The organism is Streptomyces humidus, from assembly GCF_014649655.1.
GTDB classification, from domain to species: domain Bacteria; phylum Actinomycetota; class Actinomycetes; order Streptomycetales; family Streptomycetaceae; genus Streptomyces; species Streptomyces humidus.
The window spans coordinates 1-631 of sequence record NZ_BMTL01000167.1 but is presented as its reverse complement, the minus strand read 5'-3'; the positions used below and the strand labels follow the sequence as shown (position 1 = coordinate 631).

The following is a 631-nucleotide window of genomic DNA, read 5'->3' as shown; positions in this document are numbered from 1 at the left end:
GCCAGCAGCAGACGCCCCACACCGTGCCCGGTGACCAGATGGCGGGCCACCAGAGCGCCCAGACCACCGGTACCGCCGGTCACCAGCACGGTCCCCTCCGGGTCCAGCGGCGCCGGAACCGTCAGAACCACCTTGCCCACATGCCGGGCCTGCGACAGATACCGGAACGCCTCCGCAGCCCTGCGCACATCCCAACACGTCACCGGCAACGGCTCGAGCTCCCCCGCCTCGAACAACGCGACCAGCTCCGCCAGCATCTCCCCGATCCGCCCCGGATCCACCTCCATCAGATCGAACGCCCGATACACCACCCCCGCATGCTCGGCCGCCACCGCCTCCGGCTCACGGACGTCGGTCTTGCCCATCTCCAGGAACCGGCCACCCCGCGGCAGCAGACGCAACGACGCGTCCACGAACTCACCCGCCAGCGAATCCAGCACCACATCCACACCACGACCACCGGTCGCCGCGAGGAATGCATCCTCGAAACCCAGATCACGCGAGGACGCGATATGCCCCTCGTCCAGACCCATCGCCCGCAACGCACCCCACTTGCCGGCACTCGCCGTACCGAACACCTCCGCACCCAGACACCCCGCCAACTGCACCGCCGCCATACCCACACCACCCG

At 69.3% G+C, this 631-nt stretch carries 1 protein-coding gene; it reads right to left on the bottom strand.

The window, feature by feature from the left end; translation table 11 throughout:
- The coding region (locus IE239_RS41580) for a zinc-binding dehydrogenase (RefSeq protein ID WP_190154625.1) at positions 1-631 on the bottom strand (631 nt) is incomplete at both ends.